The following is a 21,148-nucleotide window of genomic DNA, read 5'->3' on the forward strand; positions in this document are numbered from 1 at the left end:
ATGAAGGAAAAAATGATACGGGAATTTGTGGACAAGTTCGGCGGGGAGAGGGAAACTGTGGAAACCTTCTTCGCCCCCGGGAGGGTGAACCTGATCGGGGAGCACATCGACTACAACGGAGGGCACGTGTTCCCCTGCGCCCTGGATTTCGGCACCTACGGGGCGGTCCGGAAGCGGCAGGACAACAAGCTGCGCATGGCCTCCCTGAACTTCGACCTGGAGGTGGAGGTGGATGCGGACAGGCTTGTCTACGACGAGGCGGACGACTGGGCCAACTACCCCAAAGGGGTGGTGAAGGGGTTCCTTAACCGGGGATGCCGGGTGGGGGGAATGGACATCCTGTACTGGGGGAACATTCCCAACGGCGCGGGACTTTCCTCCTCCGCCTCCCTGGAGGTGCTGACGGCGGTGCTGGTGAACGACCTTTTCGACTGCGGCATCGCCCCCATGGACCTGGTGCTCCTCACCCAGGAAGCCGAGAACAGCTTCGTGGGCGTGAACTGCGGCATCATGGACCAGTTCGCCGTATGCATGGGCCGCAAGGACAGCGCCATGCTGCTGGACTGCAAGACGCTGGAATACAGCTATGCCCCCCTGGTGCTGGATGGGATCCGGATCGTCATCGGAAACACCAGGAAGCGCCGGGGGCTGGCGGACTCCAAGTACAACGAGCGCCGGTCCGAGTGCGAGTACGCCCTGGCCAAGCTCCGGGAGGTGGTAGAGATCGAGACCCTCTGCGACCTGGACCCGGCCGCCTTCCAGGCCCACAGGCACAGGATCGACCAGGAGGCCCCGGCCAGGAGGGCGGAACACGCCGTGTGGGAGAACCACAGGACCCTGGAGGCGGCGGCGGCCCTTCAGGCAGGAGACCTGGCCAGGTTCGGGGAGCTGATGAACGCCTCCCACCGGTCCCTGCGGGACCTCTACGAGGTGACCGGCAGGGAGCTGGACGCCATGGTGGAAGAGGCCTGGAAGGTCGACGGGACCATAGGATCCCGGATGACGGGCGCCGGATTCGGCGGCTGCACGGTCAGCCTGGTCCGCGCCGGAGCGGTGGAGGACTTCATCAAGACCGTAGGGGAGAACTATGCGGCGGCAACCGGACTGGAGCCCGAATTCTATGTGGTGGACGTAGGAGCGGGAGCATCCAGAATCTGATGGCACAGACAAGGAAGAAAGGATGGCAAACCCATGAGCGCAAAAAACATTGAGAGGCTGCTGGGCTTCGGCCTTGCGGCAGGCATGATGGAAACCTTGGACATCCCCCAGGTGCGGAACCAGCTTCTGGACCTGCTGCAGATAGCGGAGCCCTGGGAAGGGCAGCTGGAAGGGGAGGAGCTGTCCTCCCCCCTCCCCATCCTGGAGGAGCTGCTGGACGATGCGGTGGCCCGGGGGCTGCTGGAGGACACGGTGACGGAACGGGACATCCTGGACGCAAAAATCATGGCCCAGCTCCTGCCCCGCCAGTCGGAGCTGCACCGAAAGTTCCAGGAGATCTCCAGGGAAAAAGGGCTGGAGGCGGCCACCGACTTCTTCTACAAGCTTTCCCAGGACGCCAACTACATCCGGATGGACCGGATCGCCAGGAACAAGGTCTGGGAGGCGGGGACGGAGTACGGCAGCCTGGAGATCACCATCAACCTGTCCAAGCCGGAGAAGGACCCCAAGGAGATCGCAAAGGCCAAGCACGCGGCGGCCACGAACTACCCCAAATGCCTCCTTTGCCTGGAGAACGTGGGGTTTGCGGGGAACCTGAACCATCCGGCCCGGAGCAACCACCGGGTGCTGCCCCTGACATTGAACGGGGAGCCCTGGTATTTCCAGTACTCCCCCTATGTCTACTACAACGAGCATGCGATCATCTTCAAGGAGGAGCACGTGCCCATGAAGATCAGCCGGGAGACCTTCCAGCGGCTGCTGGACTTCGTGGAACTGTTCCCCCACTACTTCGTCGGGTCCAACGCGGACCTGCCCATCGTGGGAGGCTCCATCCTGAGCCACGACCATTTCCAGGGAGGGCACCATGTGTTCCCCATGGAGGTGGCCAAGGTGACCCGGAGGTTCAGCCACCCCCGCTATCCGGGCATGGTCGTGGAGAACCTGAAGTGGCCCCTGTCGGTGGTGCGGGCCTCCGGCAGGGACAAGGGCCAGCTGGTGGACTTCGCCATGGAGGTGTTCGAGACCTGGAAGACCTGGGAGGACAGGGACCTTAAGATCCATGCCTTCACCGACGGCACCCCTCACAACACCGTGACCCCCATCGCCCGAATAAACGCCAAGGGGGAATTCGAACTGGACCTGGTGCTTAGGAACAACCGGCAGGATGAAAGCCATCCGGACGGGATCTTCCACCCCCACGCCCATCTGCACCACATCAAGAAGGAGAACATCGGCCTGATCGAGGTGATGGGGCTTGCGGTCCTCCCGGCCCGGCTGGACCAGGAGCTGCTGGAGGTCCGGGACCTGCTGGCGGGTGCGAAGGGCCTGGAGGAACTGGACCCGGGGATGGAGCACCACAGGGCCTGGGCCCGGGAGCTCCTCGGAAAATATGGAAACCGCCATGGAGCGGAGGAAGCCATGGAGCTTGTGAAGGCAGAGGTGGGCGTGAAGTTCGGCCAGGTGCTGGACTGCGCCGGCGTCTACAAGATGGACGGCCCGGGGCAGGCGGGACTGCTCCGCTTCCAGCGGGAAGGCCTGGGGATGGGGGAGCCCCGGGAAGTGCGGGAGTAAAGGCCTTTCCGTAAAGGAGCGCAAAGAAGAAGCCGCGTTTGGAATCCGACATTCCAAACGCGGCTTCTTCTTTGCGTGCCTATTCCCGTCTGTTCCTAGCTGTACAGCCGGACGGCGTGATAGGCTTCATGCACGGCATGGAGGATCTTCCTGGGAGATCCCGCATCTCCCACCACGCTCAGGTCCATCTGGCCTTCCAGCTCCCTTGCCAGCTGGTTGTTGGATTTGTAGCCGGTGGCTATGACGACGGAGTCGCAGGGGATCCTGTCTGTTGCACCGTCTTTCTCGAATTCCACGAAGTCCGTGCCGATCCTGGTGACCTTTGCCTTGGTGTGGATGGCCATTCCGCTTTCGGCGATCAGCAGCCGGAGCTTCTGGTCGTTGTTGAGGCAGTGGTCGGCGGTCAGCAGGATGTCGTCCAGCATCTCGACGACGGACACCTGGTCGGCTGTTTCTTGGATGTGAAGGGCGGTTTCGCATCCGACCAGACCGCCGCCGATGACGACCACCTTTTTGCCCAGCGGCGCCTGCCCAAGGAGCGCGGCGGTGGAGGTGCAGACATTTCCTCCATCGATGCCTGGAACGGGAGGGAGGCAGGGGGTTGCCCCGGCAGCCAGGATGACCTTGTCGAATCCTTTCCGGAGGATTTCCTCCGCGGCCGCCTCCTTCATGAGACGGACGACGACGCCGCTCCGGTAGAGCTTGTTCTTGAAGACCTCCACGAACTTGAGCACGTCCCCCTTGAAGCTGGGGGCCCCGGCGGCGAGCAGGGTGCCGCCCAGGGTGTTCTGCCTTTCCCAGAGTTCGACCGAAAATCCCCGCTCCGCTGCGGCGATGGCGGCCTGCATGCCGCCGGGACCTCCGCCGACGACCAGGACGGACTTCTTCTCCCGGGCGGGAAGAAGGGGGTAGTCGTCCTCGTGGTAGCACCCCACATTCACGGCGCAGACGTAATGTTTGCCTGCGAAGCCGGCATAAAGGCATTCGTTGCAGCCGATGCAGGGAACGATGTCATAGGTCTTCCCTTCCTTGACCTTGTTGACCCAGTGGGGGTCGCACAGCATCTGGTGGGCCAGTCCGACGAAATCCGTCTTCCCTTCCTGCAGCACCCGCTCGGCCACCTCTGGATTCCCCAGCTTTCCCTGGGAGATGACAGGGATGCGCACATGCTTGCGGATTGCATCCGCAAGGTCGATCTGGGCGGCCTCCGGTTCATAGACGGTCGATATGGCGTCGAACCAGCGTTCGTAGCAGCCCTTGTCGATGTGGAGGGCGTGGACGCCGGCGGCCTCCAGCATCTTCGCCATCTCGATCCCCTCCTCCAGTTCCCGGCCGCCGGGGATGCCGTGGTGGGGGGTGAATTTCACCAGCAGTGGAAAGTCCTTGCCGCAGGTCTTCTGGATTTCCGCCACCAGTTCCAGGGTGAACCGCATGCGTCCCTGGAGGTCCCCTCCATATTCGTCCGTACGCTTGTTCCAGAGGGCGGACTGGAACTGGTCGATGAGGTAACCGCCGTAGGCATGCAGCTCGACGGCATCCGCTCCGCCGTTTTTCGCCAGGCAGGCGGAGAATCCCATGCGCTGGACCAGATGCTGGATGTCCTCGATCCCAAAAGGCTTGCAGATGAGGTCCGGGAACCAGAAGGCGTTGACCGCGCTGGCGGAGTAGGGGGGGTGAAGGGGTCGGTGAACACCATGCGTCCCAGCCCAGGCGAGAGCTGCACGCAGAACTTGGCGCCATGCTGGTGGATCTGGTCGGCCAGCAGGTTGAGCCGGTCGACTTGGCGGAAGCCTTCCAGCATGTTGCAGGGCCGGGGTTCGAATTTTTCCGTCACCACGTTGGCCCCTGTGATGACCATGGCCACCCCTCCTTTGGCCCTTTCCACATAGTAGCGGATGCTCCTGGCGGAAAAACCGCCGTCGGTGTCGGTGGTGGTCCCCATGGGGTCCATGATGATCCGGTTCCGCAGCTCCAGATTCCCGATTTTTCCCTTTTCGAACATTTTCAACATACAAGCACCATCCCTTCGTGACTTTGTAGATGAAGTATCAAACTCTATTGTAGTGCAGAACCCATGGGGCGGACAACAGAAAAAGCGACAAAGAAGTCCTGGTTTTTTGTGCGGCGGCACAAATTGTGGTATACTGTTGGATATGGAAACCATCGGAAAGGAAGGGGTGGAAGCATGCAGGAGATGGACAGGGACAGGACCTATCAGACCATGTTCAACGCATTGCTGGCGGGCGGGATGGAAACCATCGCCAGGGCGGCCCATGGGGTCGTCCTGAAGCCCATCATCATCGTTGACGCAGAGTACAACCTGCTGGCCCAGGTCCCCGAAAGGCCCATCGGCGACCTGATTTTCGACACCCTGTTGGAAAACCGGCAGATCCCCCAGGAGATGGTGCGGCGGTTCAAGGAGGAGCGCTATCTTGAAAGGGTCAACGGCTGTGGGCGGGCGATGTATGTGGACTGGGGGATGGTGCAAGGCCTTCCCAGGATCATGTCGAACTTCAAGGTCTGCGGAACGGTGGAGGGATACATCGGAATCCTTTACCCGGAGGGAGGGTTCCAGGAGACGCATCTGGAGTTTGCGGACCTCCTGTGCAGCACCGTGGGGTTGGAGCTGCAGAAGCAGAACAACTTCCGGGTGTCCAGGCATTCCCTGCAGACGGCCTTCCTGAAGGACCTTTTCCAGGGGAAGATCAGGGACCGGGCGGCGCTGGAGAAATGGCTCCCGCAGGTTTGCGTGGACCTGCAGAAGCGCTGGTGCGTCGCTGCGGCCATGCAGCTTTCCTCCTCCCATGAGGAGGCCCTTTTGAAATACATCCGCAAGCGGCTGGACGAGTGCTGCAGGAATGTGCATTCCATCGTCATCGGGGATACGATCTACATCCTTTTTTCCGGAATCCCCCAGGGTGCGACCTATGGGGACGTGGTGGAGCGCTGCATGGTCTCCGCCCGCGGGATCCTGGAACAGTTCGGGATGGCCATCGGGATGGGGGAGGTTTTCGACGACCTTCTGGAGCTGGAGAAGCACCGTTACCAGGCCAGGGAAGCCCTGCGGATGGGAAGGGCGATGGACGGCGGGGAGCCGGTCTACAAATACCGGGACTACGTGGTCTCCAGCATCTTTTCCAATGCCCGCAGGAACATGCCGGAGGAGAATCATGTCCATCCGGCGGTCCGTCTGCTGGAGGCCTTCGACAGGGAGAACAATACGGAATACGGACACACGCTCAGGGTCTATGTGACCTGCCTTTGCAACAGCGCAAAGGCCATCGGGAAGCTGAACATCCATCGGAACACGCTGCTCTATCGGCTGCACAAGATCGAGCGGATCACAGGCGTCGACTTGGACGACACCATGACCTGCACGCATTTGCTGTGCAACTTCCATATGGATGCGGGAAAGGAGTGACGGCATGAAGAATAACGGTTGGATGCAAGGGGTGATCCTCCTGGGCATCGGGGTCCTGCTGGCGGCATGTGCGCAGGGAGGCACCCCCGGCGCGGGCGGAAGCGCTCCGGAATACAGGAAGATCACGCCGGAGGAGGCGAAGACGGTCATGGATGGACAGGAGCCCTTCGTGCTGGTGGACGTCCGGACTAAGGAAGAGTACGACGGTGGCCACATCCCGGGGGCCCTCCTGCTTCCGGATGCGGACATCGAACGGCTGGCGCCGGACATGCTGCCGGACAAGGAGGCGAAGATCCTCCTCTACTGCAGGAGCGGCCGTCGGAGCGAGTTGGCGGCCAGGAAGCTCCTGGAGATGGGATACACCCAGGTGCTGGACTTCGGCGGGATCCTGGACTGGAAGTACGGGATCGAATGAAAAAGGGTGGGCGCCTTTTTTAGTGGGGAATCCGACATTGTCAATTTGTCTCAAAAAAATGACACTATTTTTTCAAAATAGTGTTTATTTTTTTGTGAAGATATATTATAATGAAGTCATCAGCAAAGGAGGTGGGCGCATTGGCGACGATAGAGGATGTTGTGAAAAAATCAAAGGTGTCAAGAAGCACCGTATTTCGGTTCCTTAATGGACAAAATGTGCGCAAGAGCAGCGAAGTCAAGATTATGGATGCCATGAGGCAGTTGAACTATAAAACGGATGAGGTCCAAAAACGGAACAATTATGTCATTGAGGTCAGTATTCCGAGCAATTACAATGAATTTCAAGGTTTTTCAGAAATAGTCCAAGGCATCATGGAGAGTGCGGAAGAGTCCGGGATTGCTGTACAACTTTGCAGGCGCGAGGGCAGACAGATCGATGATGATTATTTGAAGTGGAATCGTGAAGAAAGGGTTGGTGTACTTGTCATCGGAAAAAACAAGGCGGATGATTTGAAGGAAGCGGCCCATTTGGTGAGGAAAAACATCCCGCATATCTTTGTCAACCATGTGTTTGAGATGAAGGATGTCAATTGCATCGGTCCGGATATGGAACAGGCGGCCTATGAGGTCATAAAGGTTCTTCTGGAAAAGGGGCACCAGCGGATCATGGCGCTTGGCAAGTATGATGAATTCCTCGTGGATGAGCAAAAAATCAACGGATACAAGAGGGCGTTGGCGGAAAAGGGTATCCGGCCGGAAGGTTGGCTGCAGACCTATGAAGATGCGAAGGACTGGGAAAGCCGGATCCGCAAGGCGTTGAGGAGTCGGGAAGTGCCGGATGCCTTCTTTGGGCTCTGCGATTCTGACAGCATCAAGTTTGTGAATATTGCCAGGGAGGAAGGTTATCAGATTCCCCAGGACATTTCTGTTGTGGGCATGGATGACATCAGCATGGCGAAGTACGCCTTCCCGCCGCTGACAACCATCAGGATTCCGTTCAAGCGGATGGGCATCGTTGCCGTCAAACAGATGATGTATCTTTTTCAAGGGGAGTTCAGGCATTTGACCGTTGAAATGAACTACAAGCTGGTGGAACGGACCTCTGTGGTGGACCGGCGCCAACTTTAGAAGAACCACAAGAACCATGCTTGGGGAGCGGAGAAATCCGCTTCCCTTTTTTGCGTGTCGGCAAAATCGGATGCATTGGAGAGGGGTCGGATGGGGGTGTAAAAATGAACTAAAAAGTGACATGACAGATTGAAATAAGAATCAAAACGGAGCCGTGTGTTGGACGGGCAAGGGAAAAAACAAGCGAAATGCCTATATAAAAGGGGAATGATATCAATTTAATGTACGAAATGCAAAAAAAAGCAGGAAATAACAAAATAAATCATTAACACACAAATGAGATTATAGTATCATAAAAACATACTTAATCAAGGGATTTAAGTCGTACAAGCTTACGGAAATGGATTCAAAGTGAAACAAGCGATAGCAATTGGATAATCAGTGAATAAGTCAAAGTGGAGGAAGTTATGGCAGAAGTCGTACTGAAAAGTGTCGAAAAGCAGTATCCAAATGGTTTCAAGGCGGTACACGGGATTGACTTGGAAATCAAGGACGGAGAGTTCATGGTGTTTGTCGGCCCCTCGGGGTGTGCGAAATCCACCACGCTGCGGATGGTGGCGGGCCTGGAGGACATCACCGGAGGTGAGATTTGGATTGGCGACAAATGCGTCAATGAGGTGCAGCCGAAGGACCGCGGAATCGCGATGGTGTTCCAGAATTACGCGCTGTATCCGCACATGACAGCCTACAACAACATGGCTTTTGGGCTGCAGATGAGCAAGACGCCGAAGAACATCATCGACCAGCGCGTCCGCGAAGCGGCCAAGCACCTGGAGATCGAGGATTTGCTCGACCGCAAGCCAAAGGAGATGTCCGGAGGTCAGCGTCAGCGCGTGGCACTGGGACGGGCGCTCGTCAGAAAGCCGGATGTTTTCCTCTTCGACGAACCATTATCCAATCTGGATGCAAAGTTGAGGGTGTCCATGCGCGTACGCATACAGGAGCTGCATGAGATGCTCAAGGCCGAAGGGGTGCCGGCAACCATGATCTACGTCACCCATGACCAGGTGGAGGCGATGACAATGGGGGACCGCATCACCGTCCTGAATGCGGGACGCATCATGCAGGTGGATACGCCGATGAACCTCTACAGGAAGCCCGAGAATCTTTTTGTTGCCGGATTCATCGGGGCACCATCCATGAACCTAGTCGATGGCGAAATCGTCGAGATGGGCGGAAAAGTGTTCGTGAGCATACCGGGAGGCGTCCTTCCATTGCCGGAGGAGAAGGCTGAAAAAGTACGCAGCCATGTGGGCAAGAAGATAAAATTCGGTCTTCGGCCGGAAGACATCATTGCCAATGAAGTCCATGAAGGCGGTGAGGGCTTTGTTACAGGCAGTGTCCGGGTCGTCGAGCAGATGGGGAACGAGGAGTTCATCTACTTCAATGCGGCAGGGACACAGTTCATCGCACGGGTCAATCCGGAACAGGTGAAGAACATCCGCAAAGGCGAGGACTACCGGTTCTGGTTCAATCTTGCCAAGTGCCATATGTTCGATCTTGAAACGGAAGAGAACCTGACACTGTAGGAAGAAGGGGATCAAGATGAACGCAGGTGAATTTGCGGACTGGTATCTAAGCCGGTTCAAAAGCTACAAGGAACACTGGAACTACGAAGACGGATGTGTGCTCAAGGGTGCGGCGGACCTCTACGATGCAACAGGAGAGGGGCGCTACCTCGACTTCGTCAAGGGGTACATCGACGAACGCATCGATGAAGACGGCAACATCCGGGGATTCGACTTCAAGGAATACAACATCGACAATGTGAATACCGGAAAGCTCCTGCTCTACCTCCACGAGACCACGGGGGAGGAAAAATACGCGAAAGCCGCGGTGCGGCAATACCAGCAGCTCCTCCATCATCCAAGGACGGAAGAAGGGAACTTCTGGCATAAAAACATCTATCCCAATCAGGTGTGGCTGGACGGGCTCTACATGGCCATGCCGTTCTATGCCGGATATCTGAGGCATTTTGAACCGGACGTCGGCTATTGGGATGTGCTTCGCCAGTTCAAAACGGTGCAGGAGAGAATGCGGGATCCAAAGACCGGCCTGTACTACCATGGATACGACGCGAGCCGCAAGGAGCGCTGGAGCGATCCCGAGACGGGTCTTTCCCCGCATTTCTGGAGCCGTGCCATGGGGTGGTTCCTGATGTCCCTGGTGGACACGGCGGAAATGCTCGGGGATGCGCCGGGTGCCGAATTGCTGAAGGCAATTCTGTCGGATGCGGTGGAGGCAATGATGCGGGTGCAGGATCCTGAGTCCAAGATGTGGTACCAGGTGCTGGACAGAGGGGAAGAAGACGGAAACTATCTGGAAACGTCCGGAACCCTGATGACGGCCTATGCCTTTCTGAAGGGGGCGCGCATCGGCCTGCTCGACCCATCCTATGGGGACGAGGGAGCGGCGGTTTTCAACGAAGTGGCTGCAACCCAGCTGGATGGGGAAGGGCATGTCCTTGGCGGAATTTGCGGTGTCGCGGGATTGGGGAACGAACCCTACAGGGACGGCACCTATGCCTACTATATCAGTGAACGGCCGATACCCAACGACCACAAGGGTGTGGGGGCCTTCCTGATGACCTATGCCGAACAGATTCGATATAACAACGACAATTGGAGGGAATAGTGATGAAAAAAATGATGAAGGTTGTTGCTCTGATGCTTGCGTTCATGGTTTTGACCACAGCATGTGGAAACAAAGGTGGCACGGATGTTGGTGGTGGTGAAGGCGGGGAAGTCAAACTGCGCTTCTCATGGTGGGGTGGCGATGAACGCCATGAAGCCACACTTGCGGCGATACGTCTTTTCGAGGACAAGAACCCTGGGATCAAGATCGAGGCGGAATACGGCGGATGGCAGGGCCATCAGGAGAAGGTGACCTCCCAGATGGTTGGAAACACTGCGCCGGACGTGCTGCAGGTCAACTGGAACTGGCTCTACATATTTTCCAAGGATGGAAACGGATTCTATGACTTGAGCACCCTTACCGACCACATCAACCTGGACAACTATGATCCTGCCCTAATGGACCAGACAACCATCAACGGAAAGATCAACGGCATCCCTGTGGGCGTCACCGGGAAGGTGTTCTACTTCAACAAGACCGCCTATGACGCTGCGGGAGCATCCATTCCAACAACCTTCGACGAACTCTACAAAGCTGCAGAGCTTTTCAAGACGAACCTCGGCAATGACTATTATCCTATGGACCTTGACCAATATGCGGCGTTCCTGATGTCCATGTACTATCTGGAACAGAAGCACGGCAAACCCTTCATCAATGAGGAAAATGTCATCAACTACTCGCTGGGCGAACTGGAAGAAGGCTTCGACTTCTATCTGGACCTGGTGGACAAGGGCGTGGTCCCATCCATGGAAACCCGTGGCGCAGCCGGCAACGTCCCGATGGACCAGACTCCGAGCTGGATCCAGGGTAAATACGGCGCCACATACGAATGGGACAGTGCGGTGGCGAAGTTCCAGGCAGCATTGGAAGGCGACCAGGAACTGGTCACTGGCGACTACCTTACGGGCATCGGCAACAATGAATCCGCACTGGCGAAAATATCCATGGTATACTCCATCAACAAGAACACGAAATATCCCGTAGAATCCGCAAAACTCCTTGAGTTCCTGGTATCCGATCCGGAAGCTGTGGAGATACTCGGCACCTCTAGAGGCGTGCCGGCGAACGCAGCCGCCATCGAAGTGCTGGAAGGCGAGGGTGTCCTTGCCGGCCTCAATTATGAAGGCAACGTCAAGGTACGGGGATTCATGGGCAACGGCATCAGCCCCTACTTTGAAGACAGCCAGCTCCAGAACCTGTACAGAACAGTGATGGAAGAACTGGGTTACGGCAAGATCAACGCCGCACAGGCGGCGGAAAAGCTTACGAGTGAAGCAAATAGAATGCTGGCTGAACTGGCCAAGTAGATCCATGGAAGGGCGGTTCTCCTGCCCTTCTATGTTTTAAAAGGAGGAAAATATGAAAGGTAAGAAGTATGAGGGTTTGCTTTACATCACCCCTTGGCTGATCGGTCTGGTCGTCTTCACGGCGTTTCCGTTCTTTGCGTCCCTGTTCTTCAGCTTCACGGATTACAATCTGATGAGTTCGCCGAATTTCGTCGGGATTGACAACTATAAAACCATGTTCCAGACGGAACTGTTCTGGAAGTCGTTTGGAATCACCATGAGCTACGTTTTCATCACGGTGCCCATGAAGCTTGCGTTCGCGCTCTTCATCGCGTACATTTTGAATTTCAAGCTGAAAGCGGTGAATTTCTTCCGTACAGCCTACTACATGCCTTCCATCCTGGGTGGAAGCGTGGCGGTTGCGGTGCTCTGGCGGTTCCTGTTTGCGGACACCGGATTGGTCAACATGATCCTGGCGCTTTTTGGCGTCGATTCCATCAGTTGGCTGGGGAATCCCGATTACGCCATCTTCACCATCAGCCTTCTGCGCGTGTGGCAGTTCGGTTCGCCTATGGTCATATTCCTGGCAGCGCTTAAGAACGTGCCGGAATCGCTCTACGAGGCTGCGCGCATCGACGGGGCTTCCAAGGTCAAGACGTTCATCAGGGTAACCCTGCCGATGATCACACCGGTCCTTTTCTTCAACTTCATCATGCAGTTGGTCCAAGCCTTCCAGGAATTCAACGGACCCTACATCATCACGGGAGGCGGTCCTCTGAACTCGACCTACCTGTTCCCGCTGTATATTTACGATAACGCTTTCCGTTATTTCCGCATGGGTTACAGCAGCGCCTTGTCCTGGTTCTTGTTCGTGGTCATCATGGTATTCACCTTGCTGGCTTTCAAATCCGAGAAGCACTGGGTACATTATACGGAAGTAGAATAACAATGAACGAACAGGATAGAAAAAAACTCATTGCAGAGAACGACCTGAGGCTGCGCAAGCGCCTTGCCCGAAGGAATGGCATCAACAGCGGTCTGCGTTACTTCGTGTTGACTTTTGTGGGCCTGCTCATGCTGTATCCGCTCATCTGGCTATTGGGAGCATCCTTCAAGTCGAATGCGGAAATCTTCACATCCATCGGCTTCCTGCCCAGTTCCTTTGATTTCAGCGGCTACGTCAACGGGTGGAAGACCTCAACGGAATACACCTTCACCACCTATTTCATCAACACCTTCAAAATCGTCATCCCCAAGGTCATCGTCACTGTGATTTCCGTTACACTGACCGCCTATGGGTTTGCAAGATTCAAGATTCCTGGAAAGAAATTCCTTTTTTCCATACTGATCGCCACGCTTTTGCTGCCGAACCTCGTTCTGCGCATTCCCCAGTACATCATGTTCAACTCCTTCAACTGGTTGGACAGCTACAAACCGTTGATCGTGCCTTCGGCATTTGCGGTGGATGCCTTCTTCGTTTTCATGGTCATCCAGTTCATGCGCGGCATCCCCAAGGACCTTGAAGAAGCGGCTACCATCGACGGGTGCAACTCAATTCAAGTCCTCACCAAAATACTGATGCCGATCCTAAAGCCGGCCTTGATTTCCGTAGCCCTGTTCCAGTTCATGTGGACAATGAACGACTTCCTCGGACCCCTGATCTACATCTCCAGCGTCCGGAAGTACCCGGTGTCCATCGCGCTCAAAATGTCCATGGACGCCAGTGCCCTGGTGCATTGGAACCAGGTGATCGCCTTGTCGGTCATTGCCCTGGTGCCATCCCTGGTGGTGTTCTTCCTTGCGCAAAGGCACTTTGTGGACGGCATCACGAGCTCGGGAATCAAGGGGTGATCCATGGATTTCCAACTGATCAGCAGGACGTCGCGGACGTTGTCCATCGAGGTCCAAAACGATTCCTGTTTCTACAATGATAGACCCTATCGGATTTACCTTGATGGGGTCCTGCACGCCACCACCAACCGGAATGTCCACACCCTATACGGGCTGGAGCCGGCAAAGCGTTACGACGTGCAACTGAAGGAGGAAGGGTCGGAAACGACATCCCCTGTCTATGGGCTGATGACAAAGGACGAGCCGATGACGCTGGATGTGCGCCGGTTTGGCGCCAAGGGGGATGGGGAGACCCTGGACACCGCGGCGATTCAGGCTGCCATTGCGGCATGTCCTCCTTACGGACGCGTATTGCTGCCGGAGGGCGTCTACCTGTCGACACCGCTCTTCCTCAAGAGCAGGATGACCTTGGAGCTGGAGAAAGGCGCGGTGCTTCTTGCAAGTACGGAGCGCGCACTCTATCCGGTGTTGCCGGGCACATTGGAGACGAACAGCGGGGAAGAGGCCTATCTGGGGTCCTGGGAGGGAGATCCCCAGGATGCGTTTGCAAGCCTCTTGACGGGAATCGATGTGGAGGAAGTCGTCGTGACAGGGGAAGGTATCCTAGATGGCCAGGCCTCCATGGACAACTGGTGGAAGGACGCAAAAGCAAGGCGCATCGCCTGGCGGCCGCGGATGGTGTTTTTACTGAACAGCAGGTGGGTCCTGGTCGAAGGCCTCACGGTGAGGAATTCCCCCTCCTGGAACATCCATCCGATGTTCAGCCGGGACCTGCAGTTCATCAACCTAACCATTGAAAGCCCAAAGGATTCTCCCAACACGGACGGAATCAATCCGGAGTCGTGCGAAGGCGTATTGATCTGTGGCGTGCACTTTTCAGTCGGGGACGACTGCATCGCGTTGAAGTCAGGAAAGATGTATCTGGGCAAGAAACTGAAGCGCCCGTCGGAGAACATCATCGTGCGCAACTGCAGGATGGCCGACGGTCATGGCGCCATCGTCATCGGAAGCGAGATGTCCGGCGGCATCCTGAACGTTTCGGCCACACAATGCGTCTTTCACCGGACAGACCGGGGGATCCGCATCAAAACCCGCCGCGGCAGGGGGCGGGAGGGTGTCATACGGGGCATAAAGGCGGAGAACATCCGCATGGAAGGGGTGTTGACCCCCTTCGTCATCAATGCGTTCTATTTCTGCGACACGGATGGCAAGACGGAATATGTCTGGAGCAAGGAAGCGCTTCCGGTGGATGACGGGACCCCCGCCATCGAGAACATCTACTACAAGAATATTGTGGCAAAGGATGCGGAAGTCAGCGCCGGCTTTTTTTACGGGCTGCCTGAGAAAAAAATCGAAAACATCCATCTTGAGGACATCCGTATCGCATTCAAGAAGGACAGCCGAACGGACTATCCGGCGATGATGAGCCATATTGAAAAGAGTTCCAAAGGTGGCTTCTTCATCGGGAACGCCCGTGGCGTAACCATCCGGAATGTGACCATAGAGGGTGTCGAAGGCGAGGGGTTCCAATACCAAGATGTGGAAAACCTGCATGAACAGCAGGAGTGATTTTTCCAGCTGCTTTTGCGGAAAACAGGAAAACAGGAAAACAGGAAATATGGGAGGAAATCATGTTTGATATCAGATACGCGTCCGGTCCGAAGGATGCAAAGCATTACGACACCGCAAGACTCAGGGAGGAGTTCCATGTCGACGGGCTTTTCAGGAAGGATGAGGTGCACCTTGCCTACTCGCATGTGGACCGCATCATCGCAGGATCCATATTCCCTGTGGACAAGACGTTGAACCTGGAAGCAGGGAAGGAGCTGGGCGTGGAGTACTTCCTGGCCAGACGGGAGATGGGGATCATCAACATCGGCGGAAAAGGGCGCATCTTGGTGGATGGGGTCGCCTACGAAATGGAACGACAGGATGGATTGTATATCGGAAGTGAAACCCGTGAGGTCAGTTTCGCCTCCGATGATCCTGCGGATCCTGCTAAGTTTTATGTGAATTCCGCGCCAGCCCATACAAAGCATCCGAATGTGAAAATCAACATCAAGGATGCAAGCCCTGTGCGGATGGGCACCGATGCGGAGTTGAACAAGCGAACGATTTACCAGTATGTGCACCCCAACGTATGCAAATCCTGCCAACTGCTCATGGGTATGACCATTTTGGAAGACGGTTCGGTATGGAACACCATGCCTTGCCATCTGCATGAACGCAGGATGGAGGTCTATTTCTATTTCAACATGGCAGAGGACGCTCTGGTGTTCCACATGATGGGGGAACCCAAGGAAACCCGGCACATCGTCATGCGCAATGAGGAGGCGGTGATTTCGCCCTCCTGGTCCATCCATAGCGGCGTAGGCACCCGGCGCTACACGTTCATCTGGGGGATGGTGGGCGAGAACCAGGAATATACGGACCTGGAAGTGGTGGCGACCAAGGATGTACTGTAGGAGGGGGAGGAATGGAGCAGACGAATTACGTATCGGAACAGTTCGGACTTGAGGGAAAGGTGGCCATGGTCACCGGAGGCAATTCGGGAATAGGGAAGGGTATCGCCATCGGATTGGCCAAGGCGGGAGCGGACCTCTTCATCTTCACCCACTCCAGCAGAGGTCAGGAGGAAATGCGCCAGGAAGTGGAGGCATTGGGCCGGAAAATCGCCTTCGCCTCGGGTGACCTTCAGGAAGAGCAGGTGGCGATGGCTGCCGTGGAGAAATGCGTGGAGGCCTATGGACGCATCGACATCCTGGTCAACAACGCCGGAACCATCTACCGGGCTCCGCTGCTGGAAGGCGACAACGAAGGATGGCGGAGCGTTATGGACCTCAACCTCAATGCCGTCTACTACCTTTCCAAGGTGGCGGCCAGGCATATGAAGGAACAGGGCGGCGGGAAGATCATCAACATCGCATCGATGCTATCGTTCCAAGGGGGGATGTATGTGCCTTCCTATACGGCGTCCAAACATGGTGTGGCGGGCCTTACCAAAGCGTTCGCAAATGAACTTGCGGAACACAACATCCAAATCAATGCCATCGCGCCCGGCTATATTGAGACGAATAACACGGAACCCATCCGTGCGGATGAAGGGCGAAACAAGGAAATCCTCTCTAGAATTCCTGCAACGCGGTGGGGGAAGGCGGAAGATCTGGCGGCAGCGGCAGTCTTCCTATCCTCCAAGGCATCGGATTACATGGCGGGACACATTCTTTGCGTCGACGGCGGTTGGATGGTGCGGTAGAGTATGATCAAAAGGAAAGCCAACCTGTCGGAGATGCGTTGTCTTTCCTTTTTTTACCTAGGAGATATCAATGGAAAAAAAACGACGGCCGCAAGAAGGTTGTTCCGGGGATGAGGGGGAAATATTCCTGTCCCACAAGGACAGGACGAGGCGGGACTTCGTTCTGACAGGAAGTGTGTACAACGTGATCCTGACCATCTGCGGCCCCATCGCACTCTACCAAAGCTTGAACCAGATTTTCAGAATCCTGGATACGATGATGGCTGCGCATATTGATGCCATATCGGTATCGGCAGTGGCCTACATCTCGCAGTTGCAGCTGATGATGGCGTCAGTCGGAGGAGGGCTTGCCGTCGGAGGGGGAATAAAAATCGCCGAATGCTATGGTGCAGGGCTGTATGGCATGGTCAAGAAGCAGGTGAATTCCCTGATGGTCCTTTCGATGGCCATGGGGGCGGCGGTTCTGGTCGGCATCCTTCCCTTTACGGAAGAGATCCTAAGGGTGTTCAAGACACCCGATTTGCTGATTGCGACGGGAGCCAACTATTTCAAGTTGGAAATCATCGCTATGGTTTTAGGGTTCTTCAACAACATCTACATTGCAGTAGAACGGGCAAGGGGGAATTCGAAGGTCATACTCCACCTGAACATCCTGATGATCCTCGTCAAGCTTGGATTCACGGCATTTTTCGTCTATGTCGTCAGCGGCACGGTGACCATGATTGCGGTGGCTTCCCTGTTGTCCCAAGTGGTGGTTTTCGCAGCGGGAATCTACAACCTGCGGGACCCCAAGGATGTGTTTGGACTCGATCCCAGGCACATGCGCATGCAACGGGAGGTGGTGGAGCCGATGCTGAAGGTGTCCTTTCCGGTAATGGTTGAAAAACTAGCGTTTGGATTCGGGAAGGTGGTGGTCAATGCCATGGCCACCCTGTACGGAACCCTTACTGTTGGCGCCTTGGGCATATCCAACAATATCGGCGGATTGACGACGAACCCCCAGAACGGATTCCAGGACGGTGGTGCGGCCATCATAGCCCAGAACCTTGGAGCAAAACGGTACCGGAGGGCGTTGGAGACCGTCTACAAGCTGCTGGTGGTGAACGTCCTCATCGGCGTCGCGGGCTATGTGCTGACCATCGCGTTCCTGCCCCAGATCAGCGGGTTGTTCGCCCGGGATGACACCGCCTTCCAGCAGCTGGTCAGCAGTGTCTACCGGTATGAAGCCCTAGGGGCGGTTCCCCTGGGAGTCGCGGCAACAGTGATGGCGCTTCTTTATGGCTTCGGCTATACGAAGCTTACCCTTGCCATCAATTTTTCAAGAGTGTTCCTATTCCGCATTCCTGTTCTGTACTATCTGCAAAACCACACTGACATCGGCAGCAGGTCGGTTGGGATTGTGATGATGGTCAGCAACATTGCCGTAGGGGTACTCTCGTTGGGCGTCGGGCTTTTCGTCATAAGAGAAATCATGCAAAAATCCCGAGAGGAAAAGATAGCGTAAACAACAAATATTTGCAGCTTATACAAACCCCTGTAGACGAGAGGTGGAATCCGACCGTCGCCAAACAGGACAGCGAGAATGGAAAGGTGAGAATCATGGAAAAATTATCGAAGGCATTGCACCAGGCACCCGTACGTCCCATCAAGGTCATCCAGTTCGGGGAAGGGAACTTCCTGCGTGCGTTCACGGACTGGATGGTCCAGAAGCTCAACGATGAAACGGACTTCAACGGAGGGATCGCCGTGGTGCAGCCGCTGCCCGTGGGCCTGATCGACCTGCTGGCGTCCCAGGACTTCCTCTACACCCATACCCTGAAGGGCATCAAGAACGGGGAGCCGGTGAAGGAGCATCTCCTCAACGACTCCATCGTGTCGGCGGTCAACCCCTACACGGACCATGCGGGCTACCTGGGGCTGGCGGAGGTGGAGACGGCCCGAATCGTCATCTCCAACACCACCGAATCCGGCATCGCCTACGAGCCGGAGGACACGCTGGAAGGGCCCCAGAAGGGCTTCCCGGCCAAGCTGACGGCCCTCCTGCACGCCCGTTTCAAGGCGTTTGGGGGCGCCCCGGACAAGGGCTTCGTCATCATCCCCTGCGAGCTCATCGACAGGAACGGGGACAAGCTGAAGGCGGTCGTGGAGAGGCATGCCAGGGAATGGGAGCTGGGGGAAGCCTTCGAGGCCTGGCTTGGGGAAGCCAACACCTTCTGCAACTCCCTGGTGGACCGGATCGTGCCGGGCTATCCCCGGGACCGGATCCAGGAGGTCTGGGAGGAACTGGGATATGAGGACCAGCTGGTGGTCGAGAGCGAGCAGTTCGACCTCTGGGTCATCGAGGGCCCTGCCCGTCTCCGGGAACTCCTGCCGGTGGACAGGACGGAATGCAACGTCCTCTTCGTGGACGACATGACCCCCTACAGGACCCGGAAGGTGCGCATCCTGAACGGCGCCCATACGACGCTGGTGCCCGTGGCCTACCTTTACGGCATCGACACCGTGAAGGAGGCCGTGGAGCATCCGGTGGTGGGGAAATTCCTCACCCAGGCGGTCTTCGAGGAAATCATCCCGACCCTGGACCTGCCGAAGGAGGAGCTGGAATCCTTCGCCGCCGAGGTCATGGACAGGTTCCGCAACCCGTTCATCTCCCACCAGCTCCTCAGCATCTCCCTCAACGGCATGTCCAAGTACGACACCCGGGTGCTGCCTTCCCTGGAGGCCTATCTTAGGGAAAAGGGTGCGCTGCCCAAGAGGCTGGTCTTCTCCCTGGCGGCCATGCTGGTCTTCTACAGGGGCCTGCGGGGGGAGGAGACGATCCCCGTGAACGACGCCGAAGACATCCTGGAACTCTTCAGGAAAGCATGGGCTGCCTATGACGGGTCCGAGGAGGGACGCAGGTCCCTGGCCCGGACGGTCCTTGGCCATGCACCCGTCTGGACGGCGGACCTGACGGCCCTGCCCGGACTGCTGGACCTGGTTGTGGAACATCTGGGACTGATCCTGGAGAAGGGGATGGAGGAAGCCCTGCAGGAGGTGCTCCTATGAAGCGGCATCTGCGGATCCATCCCAAGGACAACGTGGCCATCGCCCTGGAACCCCTGGAGCCAGGCGACCGGATCGAGGTCGACGGGAAGGAAATCGCCGCTGCCGAACCCATCCCCCAGGCCCACAAGATGGCCGTCGGGGCCATCGCCGCGGGGGAGGCGGTGGTCAAGTACGGCATGCCCATCGGCAACGCCACCGAGGACATCGCACCCGGACGGCATATGCATGTCCACAACCTGAAGACGGGCCTGGGGGAGATCCTGGAATACGGCTATGCCCCCGCCTTCGAATCCTTTGGGACCTCCCTGCCGGAGAGGAAGGTCCATGTGTACGAGCGTTCCAACGGGGAGGTGGGGATCCGCAACGAGCTGTGGGTCGTGCCCACCGTGGGATGCGTAAACGGCGTTGCCCAAAGGATCATCGACCGCTTCAGGAAGGAAGTGGATCCCGTGGGGATCGACGGCGTCTTCGCCTTTCCCCATCCCTATGGATGCTCCCAGATGGGAGAGGACCATGCGGCCACCCGCACCACACTCCAGGACATCGCAAAGCACCCCAACGCCGGAGGGGTCCTGGTCCTGGGGCTGGGCTGCGAGAACAACCAGGTCCAGGCCTTCCGGGAGACCATGGGGGAATACGACACGGAAAGGGTCGTGTTCCTGGTGGCCCAGGAGGAGGAGGACGAAATCGGCGCGGGTGTCCAGCGCCTGAAAGCCCTCTACGAGAGGATGAAGGAGGACAGACGGGTGGAGAAGCCCCTGGGTGTCCTGCGGATCGGGCTGGAATGCGGAGGCTCCGACGGCTTGAGCGGAATCACGGCGAATCCCCTGCTGGGGGAATTCTCCGACTACCTGGTCAGCTATGGGGGGACGACCGTGCTGACCGAGGTGCCGGAGATGTTCGGTGCCGAGACAATCCTGATGAACCGCTGCATCGATGGGGAGGTCTTCAGGAAGACGGTGGAGATGGTGAACGACTTCAAGGACTACTACCAGCGCCACGGACAGGTGATTTATGAGAACCCCTCCCCTGGGAACAAAAAGGGGGGGATCACCACCCTGGAGGACAAATCCCTGGGCTGCACCCAAAAGGCCGGGCGGAGCCAGGTCATGGACGTGCTGGGCTACGGGGAGCGCCTGAAGACCCCGGGCCTGAACCTGCTGAGCGCCCCCGGGAACGACCTGGTGGCCACCACCGCCCTGGGAATGGCGGGTTGCCACATGGTGCTCTTCTCCACCGGACGGGGGACCCCCTTCGGGGGCTTCGTACCCACCATGAAGATTTCCACCAACACGGACCTGGCCCGCAAGAAACCGGGCTGGATCGATTTCGATGCGGGCCAGCTGATCGGCCAAAAGAGCATGCCGGAACTTCTGG

The 21,148-nt window shown here is 57.1% G+C and carries 17 protein-coding genes and 1 pseudogene; 16 read left to right on the plus strand and 2 right to left on the minus strand.

The genetic code is table 11. The annotated features are described in order from the left end of the window. Positions 1-1,158: a galactokinase gene (locus tag GXN74_RS04850; RefSeq protein ID WP_162369801.1), complete on the plus strand. Its 1,158-nt coding sequence runs from the start codon at positions 1-3 to the stop codon at positions 1,156-1,158. A gap of 33 nt (positions 1,159-1,191) precedes the next feature. Beyond that, the gene (locus tag GXN74_RS04855; RefSeq protein WP_162369802.1) at positions 1,192-2,730 is read left to right on the plus strand and encodes a UDP-glucose--hexose-1-phosphate uridylyltransferase; all 1,539 of its coding nucleotides are present in this window, start codon (positions 1,192-1,194) and stop codon (positions 2,728-2,730) included. Between the two features lie 95 nt (positions 2,731-2,825). Here GXN74_RS04855 and GXN74_RS14700 read toward each other — a convergent pair whose 3' ends face one another. Continuing rightward, the gene (locus tag GXN74_RS14700) at positions 2,826-4,307 is read right to left on the minus strand and encodes an oxidoreductase (RefSeq protein WP_212505708.1); all 1,482 of its coding nucleotides are present in this window, start codon (positions 4,305-4,307) and stop codon (positions 2,826-2,828) included. 140 nt (positions 4,308-4,447) lie between these two features. Next, positions 4,448-5,005 (minus strand): annotated as a pseudogene (locus GXN74_RS14840) (oxidoreductase); the annotation flags it as partial. Here GXN74_RS14840 and GXN74_RS04865 point away from each other — a divergent pair. From GXN74_RS04865 to GXN74_RS04930, 14 genes are all read left to right on the plus strand, one after another. Further along, positions 4,916-6,151 (plus strand): PucR family transcriptional regulator, encoded by a 1,236-nt coding sequence (locus tag GXN74_RS04865; RefSeq protein ID WP_162369803.1) that lies wholly within the window; start codon positions 4,916-4,918, stop codon positions 6,149-6,151. The pseudogene GXN74_RS14840 and the gene GXN74_RS04865 overlap by 90 nt on opposite strands. 4 nt (positions 6,152-6,155) lie before the next feature. Then, a complete protein-coding gene (locus tag GXN74_RS04870) occupies positions 6,156-6,566 on the plus strand; it encodes a rhodanese-like domain-containing protein (protein ID WP_246208598.1) in 411 nt (136 codons plus the stop codon). Positions 6,567-6,697: 131 nt separating this feature from the next. Beyond that, positions 6,698-7,696 (plus strand): substrate-binding domain-containing protein, encoded by a 999-nt coding sequence (locus GXN74_RS04875; protein WP_162369804.1) that lies wholly within the window; start codon positions 6,698-6,700, stop codon positions 7,694-7,696. A 407-nt stretch (positions 7,697-8,103) separates the two neighbouring features. Further along, positions 8,104-9,225 (plus strand): ABC transporter ATP-binding protein, encoded by a 1,122-nt coding sequence (locus tag GXN74_RS04880; protein ID WP_162369805.1) that lies wholly within the window; start codon positions 8,104-8,106, stop codon positions 9,223-9,225. A gap of 16 nt (positions 9,226-9,241) precedes the next feature. After that, positions 9,242-10,330 (plus strand): glycoside hydrolase family 88/105 protein, encoded by a 1,089-nt coding sequence (locus GXN74_RS04885; RefSeq protein WP_162369806.1) that lies wholly within the window; start codon positions 9,242-9,244, stop codon positions 10,328-10,330. 2 nt (positions 10,331-10,332) lie between these two features. Beyond that, positions 10,333-11,637: an ABC transporter substrate-binding protein gene (locus GXN74_RS04890; RefSeq protein ID WP_162369807.1), complete on the plus strand. Its 1,305-nt coding sequence runs from the start codon at positions 10,333-10,335 to the stop codon at positions 11,635-11,637. A 52-nt stretch (positions 11,638-11,689) separates the two neighbouring features. Beyond that, a complete protein-coding gene (locus GXN74_RS04895; protein ID WP_162369808.1) occupies positions 11,690-12,562 on the plus strand; it encodes a carbohydrate ABC transporter permease in 873 nt (290 codons plus the stop codon). Between the two features lie 2 nt (positions 12,563-12,564). Continuing rightward, on the plus strand, positions 12,565-13,467 hold the full coding sequence (locus GXN74_RS04900) for a carbohydrate ABC transporter permease (protein ID WP_162369809.1): 903 nt from the start codon (positions 12,565-12,567) through the stop codon (positions 13,465-13,467). A gap of 3 nt (positions 13,468-13,470) precedes the next feature. Further along, entirely contained in the window at positions 13,471-15,036 is a 1,566-nt protein-coding gene (locus GXN74_RS04905) for a glycoside hydrolase family 28 protein (protein WP_162369810.1), read from the plus strand. Between the two features lie 62 nt (positions 15,037-15,098). Beyond that, positions 15,099-15,932 carry a 5-dehydro-4-deoxy-D-glucuronate isomerase gene (gene kduI / locus GXN74_RS04910; RefSeq protein WP_162369811.1) on the plus strand — a complete coding sequence of 278 codons (834 nt, stop codon included), beginning with the start codon at positions 15,099-15,101 and terminating at the stop codon, positions 15,930-15,932. 11 nt (positions 15,933-15,943) lie between these two features. Continuing rightward, positions 15,944-16,723 carry a 2-dehydro-3-deoxy-D-gluconate 5-dehydrogenase KduD gene (kduD, locus tag GXN74_RS04915; protein WP_162369812.1) on the plus strand — a complete coding sequence of 260 codons (780 nt, stop codon included), beginning with the start codon at positions 15,944-15,946 and terminating at the stop codon, positions 16,721-16,723. A 70-nt stretch (positions 16,724-16,793) separates the two neighbouring features. Further along, positions 16,794-18,227, plus strand: a complete 1,434-nt coding sequence (locus GXN74_RS04920; protein WP_162369813.1) for an MATE family efflux transporter — start codon at positions 16,794-16,796, stop codon at positions 18,225-18,227. Positions 18,228-18,322: 95 nt separating this feature from the next. Next, positions 18,323-19,771 (plus strand): tagaturonate reductase, encoded by a 1,449-nt coding sequence (locus GXN74_RS04925; RefSeq protein ID WP_162369814.1) that lies wholly within the window; start codon positions 18,323-18,325, stop codon positions 19,769-19,771. Continuing rightward, the coding region (locus GXN74_RS04930) for a UxaA family hydrolase (RefSeq protein WP_162369815.1) at positions 19,768-21,148 on the plus strand (1,381 nt) is incomplete at its 3' end. The genes GXN74_RS04925 and GXN74_RS04930, both read left to right, overlap by 4 nt.

The sequence above is a fragment of the Anaerotalea alkaliphila genome (genome assembly GCF_010179735.1).
Classification (GTDB): domain Bacteria; phylum Bacillota; class Clostridia; order Lachnospirales; family Vallitaleaceae; genus Anaerotalea; species Anaerotalea alkaliphila.